The 17,015-nt window shown below is 48.2% G+C and carries 17 protein-coding genes and 1 pseudogene; 13 read left to right on the top strand and 5 right to left on the bottom strand.

From position 1 onward, the window contains the following. The 5 genes and pseudogenes from NG792_RS12240 to NG792_RS12260 form a co-directional block, all read left to right on the top strand. Positions 1-959 (top strand): annotated as a pseudogene (locus NG792_RS12240) (hypothetical protein); the annotation flags it as partial. Between the two features lie 77 nt (positions 960-1,036). Continuing rightward, on the top strand, positions 1,037-1,306 hold the full coding sequence (locus NG792_RS12245) for an AbrB/MazE/SpoVT family DNA-binding domain-containing protein (protein WP_261235605.1): 270 nt from the start codon (positions 1,037-1,039) through the stop codon (positions 1,304-1,306). After that, a complete protein-coding gene (locus tag NG792_RS12250; protein WP_261235606.1) occupies positions 1,303-1,689 on the top strand; it encodes a type II toxin-antitoxin system VapC family toxin in 387 nt (128 codons plus the stop codon). The genes NG792_RS12245 and NG792_RS12250 overlap by 4 nt, the downstream gene beginning before the upstream one ends. Before the next feature lie 253 nt (positions 1,690-1,942). After that, positions 1,943-2,926 carry an RpnC/YadD family protein gene (locus NG792_RS12255; RefSeq protein WP_261201015.1) on the top strand — a complete coding sequence of 328 codons (984 nt, stop codon included), beginning with the start codon at positions 1,943-1,945 and terminating at the stop codon, positions 2,924-2,926. A 272-nt stretch (positions 2,927-3,198) separates the two neighbouring features. Continuing rightward, complete coding sequence (locus NG792_RS12260) at positions 3,199-3,666, top strand: hypothetical protein (RefSeq protein WP_261201016.1); 468 nt, start codon at positions 3,199-3,201, stop codon at positions 3,664-3,666. A gap of 158 nt (positions 3,667-3,824) precedes the next feature. On the opposite strand, the gene NG792_RS12265 is transcribed toward NG792_RS12260, so the two are convergent. The 3 genes from NG792_RS12265 to uvrB form a co-directional block, all read right to left on the bottom strand. Then, entirely contained in the window at positions 3,825-4,196 is a 372-nt protein-coding gene (locus tag NG792_RS12265; protein WP_261201017.1) for a DUF2237 family protein, read from the bottom strand. 94 nt (positions 4,197-4,290) lie between these two features. After that, entirely contained in the window at positions 4,291-4,515 is a 225-nt protein-coding gene (locus tag NG792_RS12270) for a hypothetical protein (RefSeq protein WP_261201018.1), read from the bottom strand. 99 nt (positions 4,516-4,614) lie between these two features. Next, positions 4,615-6,624: an excinuclease ABC subunit UvrB gene (uvrB, locus tag NG792_RS12275; protein WP_261201019.1), complete on the bottom strand. Its 2,010-nt coding sequence runs from the start codon at positions 6,622-6,624 to the stop codon at positions 4,615-4,617. Positions 6,625-6,978: 354 nt separating this feature from the next. Here uvrB and NG792_RS12280 point away from each other — a divergent pair, with 354 nt between their 5' ends. From NG792_RS12280 to NG792_RS12300, 5 genes are all read left to right on the top strand, one after another. Beyond that, positions 6,979-7,176 (top strand): CsbD family protein, encoded by a 198-nt coding sequence (locus NG792_RS12280; RefSeq protein WP_261201020.1) that lies wholly within the window; start codon positions 6,979-6,981, stop codon positions 7,174-7,176. Between the two features lie 234 nt (positions 7,177-7,410). Then, positions 7,411-7,593 carry a CsbD family protein gene (locus NG792_RS12285; protein WP_261201021.1) on the top strand — a complete coding sequence of 61 codons (183 nt, stop codon included), beginning with the start codon at positions 7,411-7,413 and terminating at the stop codon, positions 7,591-7,593. Positions 7,594-7,859: 266 nt separating this feature from the next. Continuing rightward, positions 7,860-8,306: a hypothetical protein gene (locus NG792_RS12290; RefSeq protein WP_261235607.1), complete on the top strand. Its 447-nt coding sequence runs from the start codon at positions 7,860-7,862 to the stop codon at positions 8,304-8,306. A gap of 63 nt (positions 8,307-8,369) precedes the next feature. Then, on the top strand, positions 8,370-8,885 hold the full coding sequence (locus NG792_RS12295) for a hypothetical protein (protein WP_261201023.1): 516 nt from the start codon (positions 8,370-8,372) through the stop codon (positions 8,883-8,885). 343 nt (positions 8,886-9,228) lie between these two features. Next, on the top strand, positions 9,229-9,744 hold the full coding sequence (locus NG792_RS12300; protein ID WP_261201024.1) for a hypothetical protein: 516 nt from the start codon (positions 9,229-9,231) through the stop codon (positions 9,742-9,744). A gap of 135 nt (positions 9,745-9,879) precedes the next feature. On the opposite strand, the gene NG792_RS12305 is transcribed toward NG792_RS12300, so the two are convergent. Both NG792_RS12305 and urtA read right to left on the bottom strand, forming a co-directional pair. Then, the gene (locus NG792_RS12305) at positions 9,880-10,818 is read right to left on the bottom strand and encodes a WD40 repeat domain-containing protein (RefSeq protein WP_261235608.1); all 939 of its coding nucleotides are present in this window, start codon (positions 10,816-10,818) and stop codon (positions 9,880-9,882) included. Positions 10,819-10,896: 78 nt separating this feature from the next. After that, positions 10,897-13,368: an urea ABC transporter substrate-binding protein gene (urtA, locus tag NG792_RS12310; RefSeq protein ID WP_261235609.1), complete on the bottom strand. Its 2,472-nt coding sequence runs from the start codon at positions 13,366-13,368 to the stop codon at positions 10,897-10,899. A gap of 437 nt (positions 13,369-13,805) precedes the next feature. On the opposite strand from urtA, the gene NG792_RS12315 reads away from it, so the two are divergent. From NG792_RS12315 to NG792_RS12325, 3 genes are all read left to right on the top strand, one after another. Then, positions 13,806-14,567 carry a DsbA family protein gene (locus tag NG792_RS12315; protein ID WP_261201027.1) on the top strand — a complete coding sequence of 254 codons (762 nt, stop codon included), beginning with the start codon at positions 13,806-13,808 and terminating at the stop codon, positions 14,565-14,567. Between the two features lie 353 nt (positions 14,568-14,920). After that, positions 14,921-15,088, top strand: coding sequence for a hypothetical protein (locus NG792_RS12320; RefSeq protein ID WP_261201028.1), 168 nt, complete (start codon positions 14,921-14,923; stop codon positions 15,086-15,088). Between the two features lie 574 nt (positions 15,089-15,662). Continuing rightward, positions 15,663-16,988, top strand: a complete 1,326-nt coding sequence (locus tag NG792_RS12325; protein WP_261201029.1) for a Sll1247 family protein — start codon at positions 15,663-15,665, stop codon at positions 16,986-16,988. Positions 16,989-17,015: the final 27 nt, after the last annotated feature.

Raw genomic sequence — 17,015 nt, forward strand, 5'->3', positions numbered from 1 at the left:
TCAGTGGCAGCGGAGACAACACAGTGCGCTTGTGGAACCGCCAGGGGGAACAGATTGGGGTACTGCGCGGCCATCAGAATTATGTCAGCGCCGTAGCCATCAGCACCGATGGAAAGACGATTGTCAGTGGCAGCGGAGACAACACAGTGCGCTTGTGGAACCGCCAGGGGGAACAGATTGGGGTACTGCGCGGCCATCAGTCTAGGGTCAATGCTCTTGCTTTTAGCCCAAACGGGAAGTATATTGTCAGTGGCAGTGAGGACAAAACCCTGCGTTTATGGTCAGTAGGTTGGAAAAATTGGCTGCAAGTGGGCTGCAATCAGTTGCAGTATCATCCTGTACTGGTAGCACCAGAAACCGATGTTGCCAGCAAAGCAGGGGAAACTTGTCAAAAATATGTGTGGAATCAAACCGACTCGGCACAGTTTCTCGTCCGTCAAGGCAAGGCTTTAGCCCGCGAGGGAGATATCGAGGGGGCAGTTGCCAAGTTTAAACAAGCCAAAAAACTTGATGCCACTCTCGACCTAGAACCCGAAGCCGAAGCGAAACGCATTGCTGTTCCGGTTTTGCTGGCGCGGGGAGAACAAGGGGTTAAGGACCAAGAGTATCAAGCAGCGCTTGAGGCTTATACTGCTGCCCAGAATATCGATGCCACGGTGGAAATTTCTGCCCAAACTTGGAACGAAATCTGTGCGTTTGGCAGTTTGCGCGGTGAGGCGGCGGCGGTGCTTGAAGCCTGCGAAAAAGCGGTAATTTTGGAACCCGGATCTGTAGGAAATCGCGGGTTAGCGAAGGCATTGGCTGGGGATAACGAGGGAGCAATCCAAGATTTTCAGACCTTTATCCAAGGGAATGGTAATCCAGAGGCAAACAGACAGGTGCAGAGTTATATTAATTCCCTTCGCGCTGGGGAAAATCCCTTTACCGAGGCAGAGATTAAGCGGTTGTTAAGCGAATGAGCTTGACCTCACCCCTAAGCTCTAAATTTGCTAAAATAGCCACTCAGTTAAAAAAACTTACCTAAATTTATCGAACTATGTCTCTACCCCTCGAACAGTACACCGTGAATTTGGCAGAAACCGGCGAGTTAGTTATCCCCGAAACCGTGCGGAAGCAACTTAACCTGCAACCGGGGGATTCCCTGACCCTAATTCTCGAAAATGATGGGAGTCTGCGCCTGTTCAGCTTACGCAAATCCGTCCAAAAAATCCAAGGAATTTTTAAAGATATTGCCCCGGGTATTAGCCTTGCAGACGAACTCATTCAAGAACGGCGTGAGGAAGTCCATCGGGAGCGCGAAGCATGACTCAAAATCCTATTGCAGTATTGGATGCCTCAGCCTTACTTGCTTACCTGCAAGGCGAACCGGGTGCCGATGACGTTGCCGATGCTTTGCTTCAAAAAGCAACCATTAGTGCTATAAACTGGGCAGGAACTCTCTCCAAACTGGCGGAACGCGGTCAAGATCCTGATACGGTTACCACTCAGTTGAGGGAAGGCGGTTTGCTCGATAAGGCATTAATTATCTATCCAGCAGACGAAGAACTCGCACGCGACATTGCTAACCTAAGAGTTTCCACTCGTTCGTTCGGTCTTTCTCTGGGAGATAGAGCCTGTCTTGCTCTAGCATTGAAGCTACAGTTGCCTGCATTGACTAGCGATATCGCGCCTGGGAAAGTCTCAGTTTAGGTTTAGAAATTCGAGTAATTCGGTAATTAGAGGACAAGGCATTGCCCTGTCCCTAGGTATATTTTAAAGAACTTTCCCTCGTGTCATGGCTCTGCCGTGACACGGGCATTTTGCGGCTCTGCCGCCTGTGCGTGGGGAGGAGGCAGAGCCTCCAAGAGCGCATTACTTGGCTGAAGCCCAGTAACGAGATGTATAATTTATGTTACAATAAACTTAGAAAAATTCCCCAACAGCATCATCAGGAGGAATCAGGGTGAATACCCCAAATGCCAATTACGACCAGCCTTGGAAAGAAGCCTTAGACGAGTATCTCGAACCCTTCTTAGCCTTCTTTTTCCCGGAAGTTCATCAAGTAGTAGACTGGAGCCGAGGATATGAATCCCTGGACAAAGAACTGCAACAAATTACCCCCACGGGTAGCAGTGGAGAACGGGAAGGGGATAAACTTTTCAAGGTTTGGCAAAAAAACGGAGAAGAAGCCTATATCTTGATTCATATCGAAGTCCAGAGTCAAGAAGACAGCGAATTTCCCGAACGGATGTACATCTACCATTATCGGTCTTTTGATATCCATAAAAAAGTGATTAGCCTTGCCATATTAGGATGCGATCGCCCGTCATGGCGGCCCCACTCCTATAGTTATAACCTCGCAGGCTGTTCCGTCACTTTTGAATTTCCCACCGCCAAACTCCTGGACTATGAAAGTCAATGGGAGACCCTTGAAACCAGTCTCAATCCCTTAGCCTTTTTAGTGATGGCCCATTTAAAAACCCAAGCCAGCACCGGAAAGGCCGAAGAACGAGAACAGTACAAATGGGAGTTAGTGCAGAACCTCTATGAACGAGGTTATACTGAAACCGACATCATCAACTTATTTCGATTACTCGATTGGATGATGACCCTACCCGAAAGCCTGCAACAAAGTTTTGATACCAAACTCAAAAACTATCAGGAGGAAAGAAAAATGCCGATTCTAAGCAATATTGAACGTCGCGCAATGGAAGCCGGTCGCAAAGAAGGTCGTCAGGAAGGTCACCAGGAAGGGAGCTTAGAAAATGCCCGGAGTGCGGTGCTGTTAGTATTGAGCGCACGGTTCAATTCTGTGTCACCGGAACTGAGTGCGCGAGTGAATCAAATTGCTGATATCTTGATGCTAAGTCAACTGCTGCAACAGGCCAGTGTAATCAGTTCGGTTGCGGAATTTGAGGCACTGATTCCCTCGGACGAACCGGGATAGTAAAGATTAACTAGACTTTTCGGGACAAGGAATTGCCTTGTCCCGAGGCTAGTTTAAATCGGTAAAATCTTAGATTAATTGCCGATTTAAAAACCCAAGCTATACCGGAAATATCTTCTCGCTAGAACCGGATAAGTGGAAGGCAATTGCCGAATTTTCATGAACGCGGTTATGGTGAAGGTAACTCTTGGATTATAGGCCCATAAGAGACTCTTGCGATCGCCTGACTGAAGATGCTAGAACTGAGATGAAAAGTTTGAGGTTTGACTCGAATGAGGCTGCTAAAGCGTTTATCGGTTGTTGTGGCTAGTTTGCTCTTGTTTTCTGGTCCGAGTTTGGCGGTTCCGGCTACGAATGCGGATGGGGATTATTTGTTCCCGGGAAGGCGGGGGAATCGTCAGTTTAATTGGGAGGTGAGCGATCGCGATCCGAATGGGTTAAATTGTCGGATGCCTCGACAATTTCAGGGCGTTTTTATGGATAGTCTGGAGGTCCCGGAACTCTTACGCACGAATAACCGCCATGAAATTTCTGAGTGGGCTCTTGTGAGACGGTTTCAACGGGGGGACCGATTGGAGGCGGTGACGGGAAATCTAGCTAATCAGATTGTGTTGCTGGATAAGCGGGGGAAACCTTGGATTCCTGTCTCTATTGAGGGGGGGAATTGTTTTGTTCGTGCTAATAGTCGGTTTATTGTGCCGATCGCAGAAGATCCAGTGACGTTAGAACCACTGGAATAATGGCTGATATCGCCGTCAGGGGTAAGTTTTGGGGAACATTTCTCGGGAAAAATTGGCTAAAGCTGAAGAGAGGAACCCGGTTTCTAATTCAGGGTAAGAAACCGGGTTTCTTCAAAAGATTTTGCGTCAGTAGATGCAACGTTTACAATGTCATTGTGTTACAATTCGTCTATGGCATATTGTTTGAGTTCCTCTTCTGAGACATACTCTAAAGCCGATACATGAGTGGCAGACAGGACGACGGGGGGTGCGACTCCGGCATCGAGGGCTTCTTTCCAGCGAGAGGCGCACAAACACCAGCGATCGCCTGGTTTTAAGCCAGGAAAATTAAACAGGGGAACCGGGGAACTCAAATCATTTCCCCGCTGTTTGGTGAAGGTGAGAAACTCTTCTGTGACTTGTGCACAGACGACATGAGCACCGTAGTCTCCCCCTCCGGTGTTACATTTTCCATCCCGATAATATCCCGTCATGGGGGAGGTGCAGCAATTTTCCAGTTTTCCCCCCAGTACGTTGGTTGCTTCTGTCACGGCTGCCTATTCTCCAGTTGATTTGCATTGCTTCCTAGAATAGCTGGAACAACTAACCCTTGGCAAGGGTTCCGGTTATTCAAATTAGGAAACTTTACAAGTCTTCCAAGGAAGCTTGATAGATACTGTGCAGTAAATTTTCGAGTTTTTCCTCGGGACAGCATTCAATAAGGGCTTCATAAACGTCCCATAATTTAGCGGCGGTTTCTCCGAGGGTGGGACTCATTTCCCAGACATCTTGCACCCACTCTCGGGGGTGTTCTTCGTCAAAAATTAGCCGTTCTAATAACTGTTTGGCTTCAGTTCTAGTAATTGCCATCGGTTCGAGGGATAAATAACAGTAGAGTATAAGTTTACCAGAGTTTAGGGTCGCGGGATAAGATGGCGGATGGCGTTTTCCACCCGCCGAACGGTTGATTTAGGAATGACCCACGAGTTTATCCCGCAGTTTTTTGATGCGATCGCGAAATTTGGCCGCTTCCTCAAATTCCAGCTTTTTGGCTGCTTCTTTCATTTGCAGTTCCAGCTTAGAAATTGCTTCGGGAATATCTTCTAAAGGCAATTCCTGAAGGGCGAGGGTGAGGGAATCTACTCCATCGGCTGCGGCGGCATTTAAGCGGCGGGAAACGTCTAAAAAGGCCAAAATTGCATTGCTGGATTTCTTAATAATGGTTGTGGGGGTAATCCCATGCATCTGATTGTAGGCCATCTGAATTCCGCGACGGCGATCGGTTTCTTCGATCGCCAAGGTCATGCTGTCAGTCATGTTATCTGCATAAATGATAGCTTGTCCTCGAATATGACGGGCGGCGCGTCCGATGGTTTGGACGAGGGACCGATGCGATCGCAAAAATCCTTCTTTATCCCCATCTAAAATCGCCACGAGAGACACCTCCGGCAAGTCTAACCCTTCCCGCAACAAGTTAACCCCAATCAACACATCAAATTCCCCTTCCCGCAAGTCCTGGAGAATTTCAATGCGTTGGATGGAATTAATATCGGAGTGCAGATACCGCACGCGAATTCCCCGGTCCTGGAAATACTCGGTGAGGTCTTCTGCCATGCGTTTGGTTAAGGTGGTGATTAAGACTCGTTCATTGCGTTTCACTCGGTCTTTAATCTCACCTAACAAGTCATCCACTTGACCCTCGGTGGGACGGACATAGATTTCCGGGTCTACCACTCCCGTGGGTCGGATAATCTGTTCGATGACTTCCCCGGCAGATTGTTCGATTTCCCAGTCCCCTGGGGTGGCGGAGACGAAGATACATTGATTCATCTTGTCCCAAAATTCCTCGGCTTTTAAGGGTCGGTTGTCCGCAGCAGAGGGGAGACGGAATCCATGTTCGATTAAGACCATTTTTCGGGCGCGATCGCCATTGTACATTCCCCGAATTTGCGGGACAGTGACGTGAGATTCATCTACCACTAATAACCAATCTTTGGGGAAATAATCTAGTAAACATTCCGGGGGTTCTCCCGCTTGCCGTCCGGCCATGTGGCGGGAATAGTTTTCCACTCCGTTGCAATATCCCACTTCTCGCAGCAGTTCCAGGTCGTAGCGTGTGCGTTGTTCTATCCGTTGTGCTTCCACTAATTTTCCGGCTTTTTCCAGTTCCTGCAGGCGGTCTTCTAATTCCAGTTCGATCGCCTGACAAGCTGCTTCTAGGCGGTCATCGGGGGTAACAAAGTGACGCGCCGGATAGATACTTAGAGTATCCAGACTGGCGAGAATCCCTCCCGTGACCGGATCAACGTAGCGAATGGCCTCGATTTCATCCCCGAAGAACTCGACGCGGACGATCCGGTCTTCATAAGCGGGTCCGATTTCTAAAACATCCCCTTTGACTCGGAAGCGTCCTCGACCGATTTCTACGTCATTGCGATGATATTGGATACCGGCGAGGTCGCGCAAGAGTTGCCGGGGTTCGAGTTCCTGTCCGACTTGTAAAGGAATGGCGGCGTTGAGGTATTCTGAGGGCATTCCTAACCCGTAAATGCAGCTAATTGAGGCAACAACGATGACATCGCGCCGCTCAAAGAGCGATCGCGTTGCTGAATGTCGCAGCATATCGATTTCCTCGTTAATGGCTGAGGTTTTTTCGATATAGGTATCGGTGACGGCGATATAGGCTTCGGGTTGATAGTAGTCGTAATAGCTGATAAAGTATTCAACGGCATTATGGGGGAAAAATTGCCGCAATTCGTTACAAAGTTGGGCGGCGAGGGTTTTATTATGGGCGAGGACAAGGGTAGGTTTCCCCACTTGTGCGATCGTGGAGGCAATGGTAAAGGTTTTTCCGGTTCCCGTGGCACCTAAGAGGGTTTGATAGGGTTTTTCTCCTTGGATACCTTGGACCAGTTTGGCGATCGCTTGGGGTTGGTCCCCTGTCGGTTGATAGGGCGCTTCAAGACGAAAGGGTTGCATAGTCGGATTGAGGGTGAGTTCTTTCCTATTGTAGAAGGTTGTTGAGGCAAATATCTACTTAAAATTGCGATCGCTCTTGACATCTTTGGACTGGTGCAGGACTTAAACCCAGTTGGAGATGTCACCCGCCCCAATCTGTAGGTCCCATGAATGAAAGACATCGGGGTCTCTATTCCCGAGAATGAGTTAGACCGCTTCGGTTACTCCTTATTTTCTAGCTTTTTTTTTACATATATGTCGGAGGACAGAGGGCATTTTTGACACAGATTGCTACTATGAATTTAAGGCTAAGTATTTAATACTGTAACAATAGGTTAGCCCCTAAAAAACTAAAGATAAAGGGGAGACATTCAGATGAGTGTTGAAAATCGAATGAAAGCCACGGCTAAGAATATCGAAGGGAAAGCCCAAGAAGCCTTCGGTGATCTGACGGGCGACCCCAAGCAAAAAGCAGTGGGTATAGCCAAGCAAATCGAAGCGAATATTGAACATGGGGTCGAAAACTTAAAAGAAGAACTGGATATCAAGAAAGATCAAGTAGAAAAGTTGTAAGTTAGTCCCCAGCCAGGGCCAATGTATTGATACTCTGGCCCTTTTTTAGGAAAACAGAGAAGCTGGAAATTAGACAAAAGGGGATAGGAATTGGGGTAGATATCCGCGATCCCCGCTAGAAAGCCTTAAGGGGTAGGTGGAGAATATATCCAATGATAGATGCTCTTACTTCTTTATCCTTGCTAATCTTAATTCAGATAAAACAAGTTACATCACATCAAAACGGAGAATAAGATGAGCGCTGAAGATAGAGTTAATGCAACGATGAAGAATGTGGAAGGGAAAGCTCAAGAAGCGTTGGGAAACGTGACGGGAGACCCCAAGGATAAGGCTCAGGGCAAAATGAAGCAAGCTGAGGCTGAAACCCAACACGCCAAAGAAGATATCAAAGACAACTTAAAAGAGGCCCTCGACTAGAGGTTAATCTTTGAACCGAGGGAAGGGTGGGGATGCTCCCCGACCTTCCCTCAACTGTTACCACTTTTGCATGAGTGTGAAGGGAATCTTCACGATGCCCCTGGTTTAAGGGGGGAAGCGCAGAAGCAACCAATATTTTGTTTAAAGGTTTGTTGAAGGGGTCGGTTCAGAAATTGAAGAATGGGTCTATCAATTCACCCCTAAATAAACCGGCATTCCGTGATAACGGGCTGGTAAATTACTATAAATTTGGGAGGAAAATTCAGGTGAGTCTGTTTAAGCGAGTTCAGAAAGGGTTGACCGCTTTGGTTTTGGTATTAGTCCTGAGCGTGGTCACCGCTTGTAGTGGAGCAACACCGACGGCACAGCAACCCAACGGCCTCTCACCGTCGGTGACGACTTCGCACAATTACGCCCAACTGGAACGGGGTAATACTCAAACCGGGGAGAATTTTGGCAACTGGGTGGTGCGAAATGCCAAAGGACTGGTTCAAGATGCCTATGTGCGAGACAATGATAAACTCGGGGTGGTGATTACGCCGCAAGTTCGACCGAATGAAGTGCGAGAGTTAGCCCGATCGCTGGCTCAAGGATTTCATCACAACTTCCCCAATCGGAATTTAAAAGTGATGGTGTATGCACCGGATAAACAACTGATTCTGACAGCGGATTATGATGTGCAGTCCCAGCAGATTCAGTATAAAGCGGGATAGGGTGTGAGGCAAAATTGCACCCGTCTTGACGGTTTATCAATTTCAGTAAATTAGGAGAATAATATGGCGACGAGTGACGAATATAAACGGGAAATTATGGGCGATTTGGCAAGAGGCGATCGCGAGATGATGCCGAATGCTCCCCAGACCGACGATTATCAAAATTTTGATGATTTTGCCCAGCGCTCGACGCGGGAAGAGCGTAAGCGCTTATTTGGCGAGTCTCTGCAACACGATCGCATTCCTCCAGCCCAGATGGAACCGGAACTGAGGAAAGCGATCGCCCAAATTAAGCCGGATGAGCGGGATGATGTGGCGCAAGAGTTCTTCAAAGAACTGAAGAAACGCGGACTGAGCGATCGCGATTTAGAAAAACAACTGGGTCTTTCTAGTCATCATCCCAAGAAAATGTCGGCAGATGATGTTTCCAAATTAGCCTCATTTGCCTATCACTCTCATCCTGATATTTTCCGGGATGTTGTAGCCGATAAACCCTGGATGATGAAGTTTTTGAGTAATCCGTTAGTGGCGGCTATTTTAGGAATTGCTGCCGCCAAATGGCTGAGTAATCGCAAGTAAGGCGACGAACTTGCCCCGTTCATAAATTTAGGGCCAAGAGGTGATCCCAACCGATCGCCCCTTGGCCCTTTTGTCGGATCCCCCCCCTGCTGAATCGGCCCGAATCCTTGATTGACCGAGGAACGCCTATCCCCACTTATAATCCCGATAAGATTTTTTTTAAGATTTTTACAAAAATTTACAGTAATGTAGAGTGCGATCAACTCGTCTACAGATCCTTCAACCCGTATAATTAAGGCTTAAGTTAGAACCCTAAAAAAGATCTGACAGCGAAAGCTAGTCTCCGACTCATAAGATAAGGCCCCTATCGCCATCGATGAGGTAGAAATTTACCGATTCAACCGTGCTAAAACAGGGCGGAAACGAGACTGATTTTCAGGAGCAAAGGAAAACTAACCGAGTGTTTTTGGAGGAGAAGCCCGAGATGGCGGATAGCGCGATCGCTGAAGAGACTGAGAAAACCAACCCAGAAAACGAACCCCAAGATAGTATGAAGAAAATACAAGACAAATTACCTGAAGAAGCCACCCCTAAAGGCATTCAGCTTTATCGTCAAGGGGGTTTACCCGGAAACCGCCCCATCGGACTGAGCAACTTTGAGATTTCTGACAGTATCAACCTGTCCGGCAACCGTCCCGTGGAGGCGAGTAATTTTATCGTAGCTGATACCCTAAACTCCTCGGGAATTCGTCCCATTGGGGCGAGTATGATTCATGTAGCCCACTCCATGCAGGTGTCTGGAAATCGTCCGATTACAGAAAGCACCATCCTCATGAACTGCGATCATCTGATGGGAAATCGGCCCATTTCCTCAAATGAAGGGGATGACACCGATGGACTGATGGGTTTCCTGGATTAACCTTGATGGGCAAATCACGGCCTAATGCAGCTAACTAGGGCCGCTGTTTTCCCACCAGGAGTCCCCGGCGATCGCGTCCCAGGGACGGGGGAAAAATGGGGCATTCGCGGCGATCGCCCCCGTTGATAGGATCATTTAGATCGCACCATTGGTCGATTCTACCTGCCACAGGGCGATCGTCCGGTCCCAACTCCCCGAAACCAAAACCCGCCCATCGGGACTAAAGGCCAGCGATCGCACTGCATCAGAATGTCCCACCAGGGAAGCAATTTGTTCTCCCGTTTTCCCATTCCACAGGGCCAGGGTCTGATCCCAACTTCCAGAGGCGAGTCTCTCTCCATCGGGATGAAACCTCACCGCCGTCACCACATCGGAATGTCCCTCCAAAGAGGCCATTTGCTCTCCCGTCCTGGGATTCCACAGGGCCACGGTTTTATCCCAACTGCTAGAGGCCAAGACCCGTCCATCGGGACTAAATTCCACCCCCGTCACCCCCGCAGAATGGCCGGTGAGGGTCCGCACTTTTTCCCCAGTCTGCAAATTCCACAGGGCAATCTGACTATCGGTACTGCCACCGGCTAAAATTTTGTTATCGGGACTAATGGCCACGGACTGAATCTCCCCAAGTTTCTCCCCATTCAAGGTGAGCGTCCATTCATTTCTACCCGTCGCCATATTCCAGCCTTTGAGACGGCGATCGCCACTGGTACTCACCAGGGTTTTGCCATCGGGAGCCATTGCCAGGGCTAAAACAGGTTCCTGATGACCGCCAAACCATCGCCCCAACTGACGAATCGGCTTCAACTGTCCCAAATCCCAAACCTGAATCTTTTTATCTGTCCCGCAACTGACCAAACTTTGACCATCCGGGGAAAAACTCACCCCCAGAACTGCCCCAGAATGTCCGCAGAGGGTATGGAGTTTTTGACCCGTTCTGAGATCCCACAGGGCGATCGTCTGGTCCAAACTGCTGCTGGCGAGGGTTTTCCCGTCCGGGGTGACTGCGACGGAACTCACCCCTTCTAAATGGCCCGAGAGGGTCTCAACCCATTGCCATCTTTTAGGTTCAGGCATTATAATTTTTTGAATACAAGTGGTTTTGTTGATTATTTTACCGGCAATTGGAATCAGTGCCGACAATCAAGCTCAACCTTAAGCAGCCCGATTAATCTTAACCTTCCAGGCTGGTGTATTCTTGACCACCAAGGGTAAGGCAATCTCAAACACCGACCCTCGCCCCAGTTGGCTTTCCACCGCGATCGCCCCTCCCATCAGCTCGCAAAATTTTTTAACCAACGCTAAACCCAATCCCGTCCCGCCATACTTGCGCGTGGTCGAATCATCCCCCTGCACAAAGGGTTGAAACAGGTGGCCGATCTGGTCCGCACTCATGCCAATTCCCGTATCCCGGACTCGAAACAGAATCCAGGACGTTTCGCTTGGGGGGACAGGAGTAGAATTTAGCGTGACCTGTTCCCCGGGATTTTCTTCGGGATTGTTAATCCTCACCTCTAAAATAATGTGACCATTTTCTGTAAATTTAGCCGCATTACTCAGCAGGTTTAAGAGGATTTGTCGGACCTTAGTGAGATCTGCCGTCATCATTTCCATCTGTTCGGGATAATCTAAGCAGATAACATTACGATTCGCCACCATTAACGGTTCCAGGGTGGTGACTACCTCCTGAATCAACTGGGGGACATCGAAGGCATCCAGACATAGATCTAGTTTGCCTGCTTCAATTTTAGAAATATCTAAAATATCACTGACGATCGCCAAGAGATTTTTTCCAGCAATGTTAATTTTTTGGAGGTCACGGATCAACTTTTCATCGGCGAGAATCTCCTCTACCTCTTCTTGCAGCAGTTCGCTATAACCCACGATCGCATTCAGTGGCGTTCGCAATTCGTGACTCATATTGGCGAGAAAGGTACTTTTAGCCCGACTGGCTGCTTGTGCGGCATAAACCGCTGCCTGTAATTCTAAACTGTGTTCTTCCACCTGCCGCGAACGCACTTCTAACCCTTTGAGTAAGCAGTTTACCTGTTGTGCCATTGTATTCAGAGTGTTCGAGAGTACCCCGATTTCATCTCCAGAAACCAGAGGCGATCGCGCCGTTAAATCCCCAGACGCTAACCGTTGCGCGGTTTTAGTCACTCCATTTAATGCCCTTGTAATTCGGGAAATCACAAAAAAGGCCACGGCCATTGATACGATGCTCAACAGCAGCAGCATCACTAATAAATATTGACTGCGTTGCGCTGCCGCCATTACTGCATAGCCCCATTGCAACATTTCCTCCTGGGGTGTAGACATTTGCTCAACTCGCTCAATTAAGGCGGCGATATTCCTCTCAATTTCCGTTGCTGTCCGCCACTCTAAGCCGAAAGCAACCCAGGCACTCGCCACTAAAGTGCTAAATAAGCTCATCAGTTTGGCATTGATTCCCCAGCGGAATCCCCGTTGAGAGAGTCCTGCTGCCCAAGGATAGCGGGAGAGAAAGGGGTCTGGTGCCACAGCTTCCCGGGAGTTCCAAATTTCGGCGATCGCCCCATCGGGCTTGATTTGCCCAATACGGACCGTATTCCACAGATGCTGGGTTTTGGCATCCAGCTTGACTAATCCTTTTGGGGTGACCAATTCTATATTTTTCGCCGCTGCCTTCACCTTCGCTACTTGAGTAGACTGGGCTTTTTCCACCGCTTTCTTCCACAAATAGACCCCCAGATAGCCCGAAGCGATCGGGTCCGAGGTGACGCGATCGCTGCCATACTTGGCTTTATAGGCCCTCACGAATTTCTGGTTTTCCAGGGTATCGATGCTTTGAAAGTAATTCCACGCCACCAGATGTCCAGCGATCGCCTCTGGCCCTATTTCCCGGACTTCCGCCTCAGCAACACTCACGGACATCACCGGCAAGTTATCCGGGGTCAACCCCGCTTGCTTTAACTCTCGGAAAAATGCCACATTGGTATCGCCATTGAGGGTATTGAGCACCGCATCCGGTTGTACCGAAAGAATATGCGCGATCGCCGTACTCACCTCCCGGGAACCCAAGGGGATGTATTCTTCCCCGGCTAAAACCGCATCTTGGGCCACTAATTGCGCTTTAATAATTTGATTCGCCGTCCGGGGGAAAATATAATCTGACCCGAGTAAATAAATGTGGCGAAAGCCCCGATCCAGTAAATATTGCAGTGCTGGAACGATTTGCTGATTGGGTGCCGCACCCGTATAAAAAATATTGGGGGACTGTTCTAATCCTTCATATTGGACCGGATAAAACAATAATCCATTTAATTCCTCAAAGATGGGGAGTACCGCTTTGCGGGAGGCAGAGGTCCAACAGCCAAACACCACCTCAACTTGCTCCTGAGTGAGTAATTCTTTGGCTTTGTCCGCAAAGGTTTTTAAATTGCTTTCCCCGTCGGCAATCACCGCTTCTAGGGGGCGGCCCAGCACCCCACCGGCGGCATTAATTTCTTCAATCGCTAACAAGGTGGCATCTTTGACTGATACTTCTCCGATGGACATCGTACCTGTTAGGGAATGTAACACCCCAACTTTAATGGGTTTATTAGGGGATTTGACGCGATCATCCACTGAAAAATTCCGCTCATACATAGGGGATTGAGTAACGTTCGCGAGGGGTGGTTAGAGTCTAGTGATGGGTCAGATCCCCACAACAATGGTTCGCCATCAGCGCAATGCAACCGAGGGGCGATCGCCGTCCAGGGATAACCGGGGACCTCAACTTGGCATCCCTGCTTCCAGCTTGCTTCAAGGGCAAACGAAACACAGATGGGCCAAATTCGTTTGGATCTAATAACTGATAACTCCTTATCCCCAAACTGTACTGTAGGCTACCGAAATCTACCGACTTCCCCTGTTGCCCAGGGGCAGGGGAGTGCTGGAGATGATAGTAGCGTTACTCCTCTAATCTAGCAGCGATCGATATCACCAATGAAACCTGTCTTCTGCACCCCGGGGAAACTCGTCAAAATCCTGGGAAAGCGCCTATAGTAGTGATCTGCTGCTAATTTTTATCCCAGAGGTTATTCATGTCCCCGGTTCGCTTTTTTTCGTTGACTTTAGCCTGCTGTTTAATATTCGGTTTTGGATTGTTCGGTTGTACCAGTCCCCAGGGCACGAGTGCCAATTCCGACCTCGAAGCACAAGTTTTGGAGATTATTCGGAATAATCCCCAAGTCATTATTGAATCCGTACAAGCCTATCAGGAGGCTCAACAAAATGAGGTTCAGGAAGCAAGGCAGGCTTTCTTACAGCAGATGAGTACCAACCCGGGTGCAATTATCGGGAATTCTCCCGTTAAAGGTGCTCCCCAGAGAAATATCGTGATTGTCGAATTTTCCGACTTTCAATGTCCGTTTTGTGCCAAAGCTCACGAAACGGTGAATCAGTTTATGGCTAAACATCAGGCGGAGGTTACTTTGACCTACAAGCATTTGCCGTTGACTCAGATTCATACCCAAGCCCTTCCGGCAGCTAAAGCGGCTTGGGCCGCTGGACAACAGGGGAAATTCTGGGAATATCATGATTCCTTATTCCAACAGCAAGAGCAGTTGGCAGAATCGTTATATGGAACGATCGCCCAAAAGTTAAATTTAGATTTGGAGAAATTTAACAGTGATCGCCAGAGTGAAGCGGCTCAAGCTGCCATTGAGGAAGACCTCATCCTCGCCCGCAAATTAGGCATTAATGGAACCCCATTCTTTTTTATGAATGAAGAACCGTTCTCGGGGGCTGTAGAATTGTCGGAAATGGAAACAATTTTAGCTCGAATTAAAAGTGCCGGGAGATAAATTATTCCCCACTCCTATGGCGAGTCCCGTCAGTTTGTTCCCCAATTAGAACAACAACAATCCTCCAGGTCGCTTGCCAAATTGCTCCGCGATCGAGGCGACCTGGAACAAAATAACCCAACAGAGTGTCTTTAAGAATTTTTTGCCACAGATACTCGGTTTTATCCCTTCTAACCTTCCGTAAAATCTCCGGATCGGCTCTATGAAAGGTCAGCCACTGTTCAGATTTTCCCGCCGGTTGGGGTGATTTTTTGCACTCCCATTCCGGAACATCAGGGGGGTGAGGAGAATCCCAAATGTTTTCTAGGTGGCGTTCTCCGGAGGCAGGAAAGGGGCTGTTCCCGGGAAAGCGGGTGGGAAGATCTCCGCCCCAGAGAACCGGGGCAGCAGAGAAAACAGACCCCGGCGATCGCCGGGGCATCCCCCGCAATAGGGACAGTCCCGGGAACCCTCCCCCAGGGGCGATCGGCCTCTTTAAACAGCCAGTAGCCGCAGATCATCGGGCATGGCGATCGCTGTAGCGTTTCTCTACCATCCTATCCGCTGTGCTGTACTCCCGAGTCCAATGGCGATCGGATATCAACGTTTGGGGCAGTTTTTCCGCTATAATCCCATAACCTGAATTCTCTGTGGAGAGTGGGTTAAAGGCAGCATCCTACGAAATCGAGACCTGTCAATTATAATTGGAGATAATTCTCCGGTTGCCAAAAAATCTCCGGTGCGATCGCCAATCTTATAACCTGGAAAATCGATGAAATTGCCATTTATTCAGCTCAATCCACCCCCTAAAGTTGAGAATCTCCCCCTTGGGCAATGGCAACTTGCCCTTGCGCCAATTACCTCAACTCTTTAAAACTAGAGTCGTGGATATCGCCACCCCTAACCCCATGCACTGCCTGTGGAGTATCACCGAACCCCAAAGGAATACCCAGGCTTTCGGGGTCCGGTGATTTCGGCAGACTTGAACGGGTCAAAGGCGAGCGATCGGTTTAATCTCAACTTTAATTATTTCCCCCAATCCTTCCTCCTTAAACTCAATTTCAGCCGAGAATTCTAGTCTTTTTAACCCTATTCAAATCTGAAATAACATAACTTATGACCAGTGGCGCTTTACCCAATGGGCAGCAGCCAGATTCCCCCAATCTGGACGGGCAGCCCACACCCCTTTATAAAAATGAAGAAATTATTTATAGCTATTTCCTAGCCCTGGTGGCCACGACTTCTCCGGAAATCGTCACCATCGAGTTTAAAACCTTATTCATTGAATTTGTAAATACAGATAAAAACACCGATGCTTGGAATGTCCTATTTCGGATTATTTATGCTGAAGATGAAGACAAATTTCATAAAATCCTCAATCGCTGCTGTTACATTCTCGTCAATAATTGGCAATCGAGTCGCAACAATGCCGCCATTCAGGACCTGATCCAAATGTTTCAGGACAAAACGATTGGTTCCTATACGGCTTCGATGAGTTTGCACCGACTCCGCACGTGGTTAGGTAATTTTTCCAATAGCGACGATTACAAAGCCCTCGAACTTTTTGCCTCTCGGAGTGAAGACGGTCCTTGGAGCCATCGCTATTCTAGTTATTTATTAGCTCATCAATCCGTTTTTGGCAAGTCCAAGGAACAAAAAGAAGCCGCCAAAGCCCTCTCCCGCCAACTCAAAGAACGGTTTAAATTTGACCTAGCCATGTACACGGCGCGGTCCCAATCTCAACTGGTGTCTGCGGAAGTTCCGAACAAAAATCCCACGGGTTTGGGTAATGATGTTCTCCGACTGATTAAAACTGTGGTCGCTAAACGAGGCCCTTACAATTATCTCAATTTGGCCAATATTTTTATCAATCAAACTCAAGGAGTTACTTATAAATCTTTTAAAATTGCACTCAAAAAGTATTTAATATTTTCCGTAGAGCATCAGACTTTTGTTGATACGATTAATAACAAGCTTTCCCACAAGCTCTTAGAACTGGGCAAAAATCATGACTCAGAAATATTAAGTCCTATTTTACTGGAAAATACCTGTAAAAAAACGATTGATTTTTTAACCACTGAAACCGGCAAAGAGCCGTCGTTACTATTTATTCTATTATTGGCCAATGGCAATCCCATGACCTTAGCGATCGTCCTATTGAAGTTGGTTTTAATCTGTAAATCCTGTTCCCCTCACTTAGAAGCCTGTTTAGCTAATTTAATCCGCTACTATGAGGAACAGTCCCAAACTGAGTGCAAGTGGCTGATCAACTTTTTAGAAGTTGTGCGAATTACCTTCGCCATTTATGCCGACAACGTGGAATATAACGTAGTGAGATGGGATGGAGACTCTACCACGGGTTTCGCTGATAGTGAGAATGAAAGATACCGGATTTTTTCCTCGGTGAAGCGCCCGATCGCAGAAACCGAAGAGGAGCGATGAAGCACACTCCGGGAAGAAAAGCGTTAC

Source organism: Laspinema olomoucense D3b, assembly GCF_025370785.1.
Taxonomy (GTDB): Bacteria; Cyanobacteriota; Cyanobacteriia; order Cyanobacteriales; family Laspinemataceae; genus Laspinema; species Laspinema olomoucense.

Excerpts from the sequence above, each read along its gene's own strand:
- NG792_RS12280 (WP_261201020.1), top strand. The coding sequence starts at position 6,979 with ATGAGTGTTGAAAATCGAATGAAAGCCACGGCTAAGAATATCGAAGGG.
- uvrB (WP_261201019.1), bottom strand. The coding sequence starts at position 6,624 with ATGCAACCCTTTCGTCTTGAAGCGCCCTATCAACCGACAGGGGACCAA.
- NG792_RS12260 (WP_261201016.1), top strand. The coding sequence starts at position 3,199 with ATGAGGCTGCTAAAGCGTTTATCGGTTGTTGTGGCTAGTTTGCTCTTG.
- NG792_RS12295 (WP_261201023.1), top strand. The coding sequence starts at position 8,370 with ATGGCGACGAGTGACGAATATAAACGGGAAATTATGGGCGATTTGGCA.
- NG792_RS12315 (WP_261201027.1), top strand. The coding sequence starts at position 13,806 with ATGTCCCCGGTTCGCTTTTTTTCGTTGACTTTAGCCTGCTGTTTAATA.
- NG792_RS12325 (WP_261201029.1), top strand. The coding sequence starts at position 15,663 with ATGACCAGTGGCGCTTTACCCAATGGGCAGCAGCCAGATTCCCCCAAT.
- urtA (WP_261235609.1), bottom strand. The coding sequence starts at position 13,368 with ATGTATGAGCGGAATTTTTCAGTGGATGATCGCGTCAAATCCCCTAAT.
- NG792_RS12245 (WP_261235605.1), top strand. The coding sequence starts at position 1,037 with ATGTCTCTACCCCTCGAACAGTACACCGTGAATTTGGCAGAAACCGGC.
- NG792_RS12270 (WP_261201018.1), bottom strand. The coding sequence starts at position 4,515 with ATGGCAATTACTAGAACTGAAGCCAAACAGTTATTAGAACGGCTAATT.
- NG792_RS12305 (WP_261235608.1), bottom strand. The coding sequence starts at position 10,818 with ATGCCTGAACCTAAAAGATGGCAATGGGTTGAGACCCTCTCGGGCCAT.
- NG792_RS12285 (WP_261201021.1), top strand. The coding sequence starts at position 7,411 with ATGAGCGCTGAAGATAGAGTTAATGCAACGATGAAGAATGTGGAAGGG.
- NG792_RS12250 (WP_261235606.1), top strand. The coding sequence starts at position 1,303 with ATGACTCAAAATCCTATTGCAGTATTGGATGCCTCAGCCTTACTTGCT.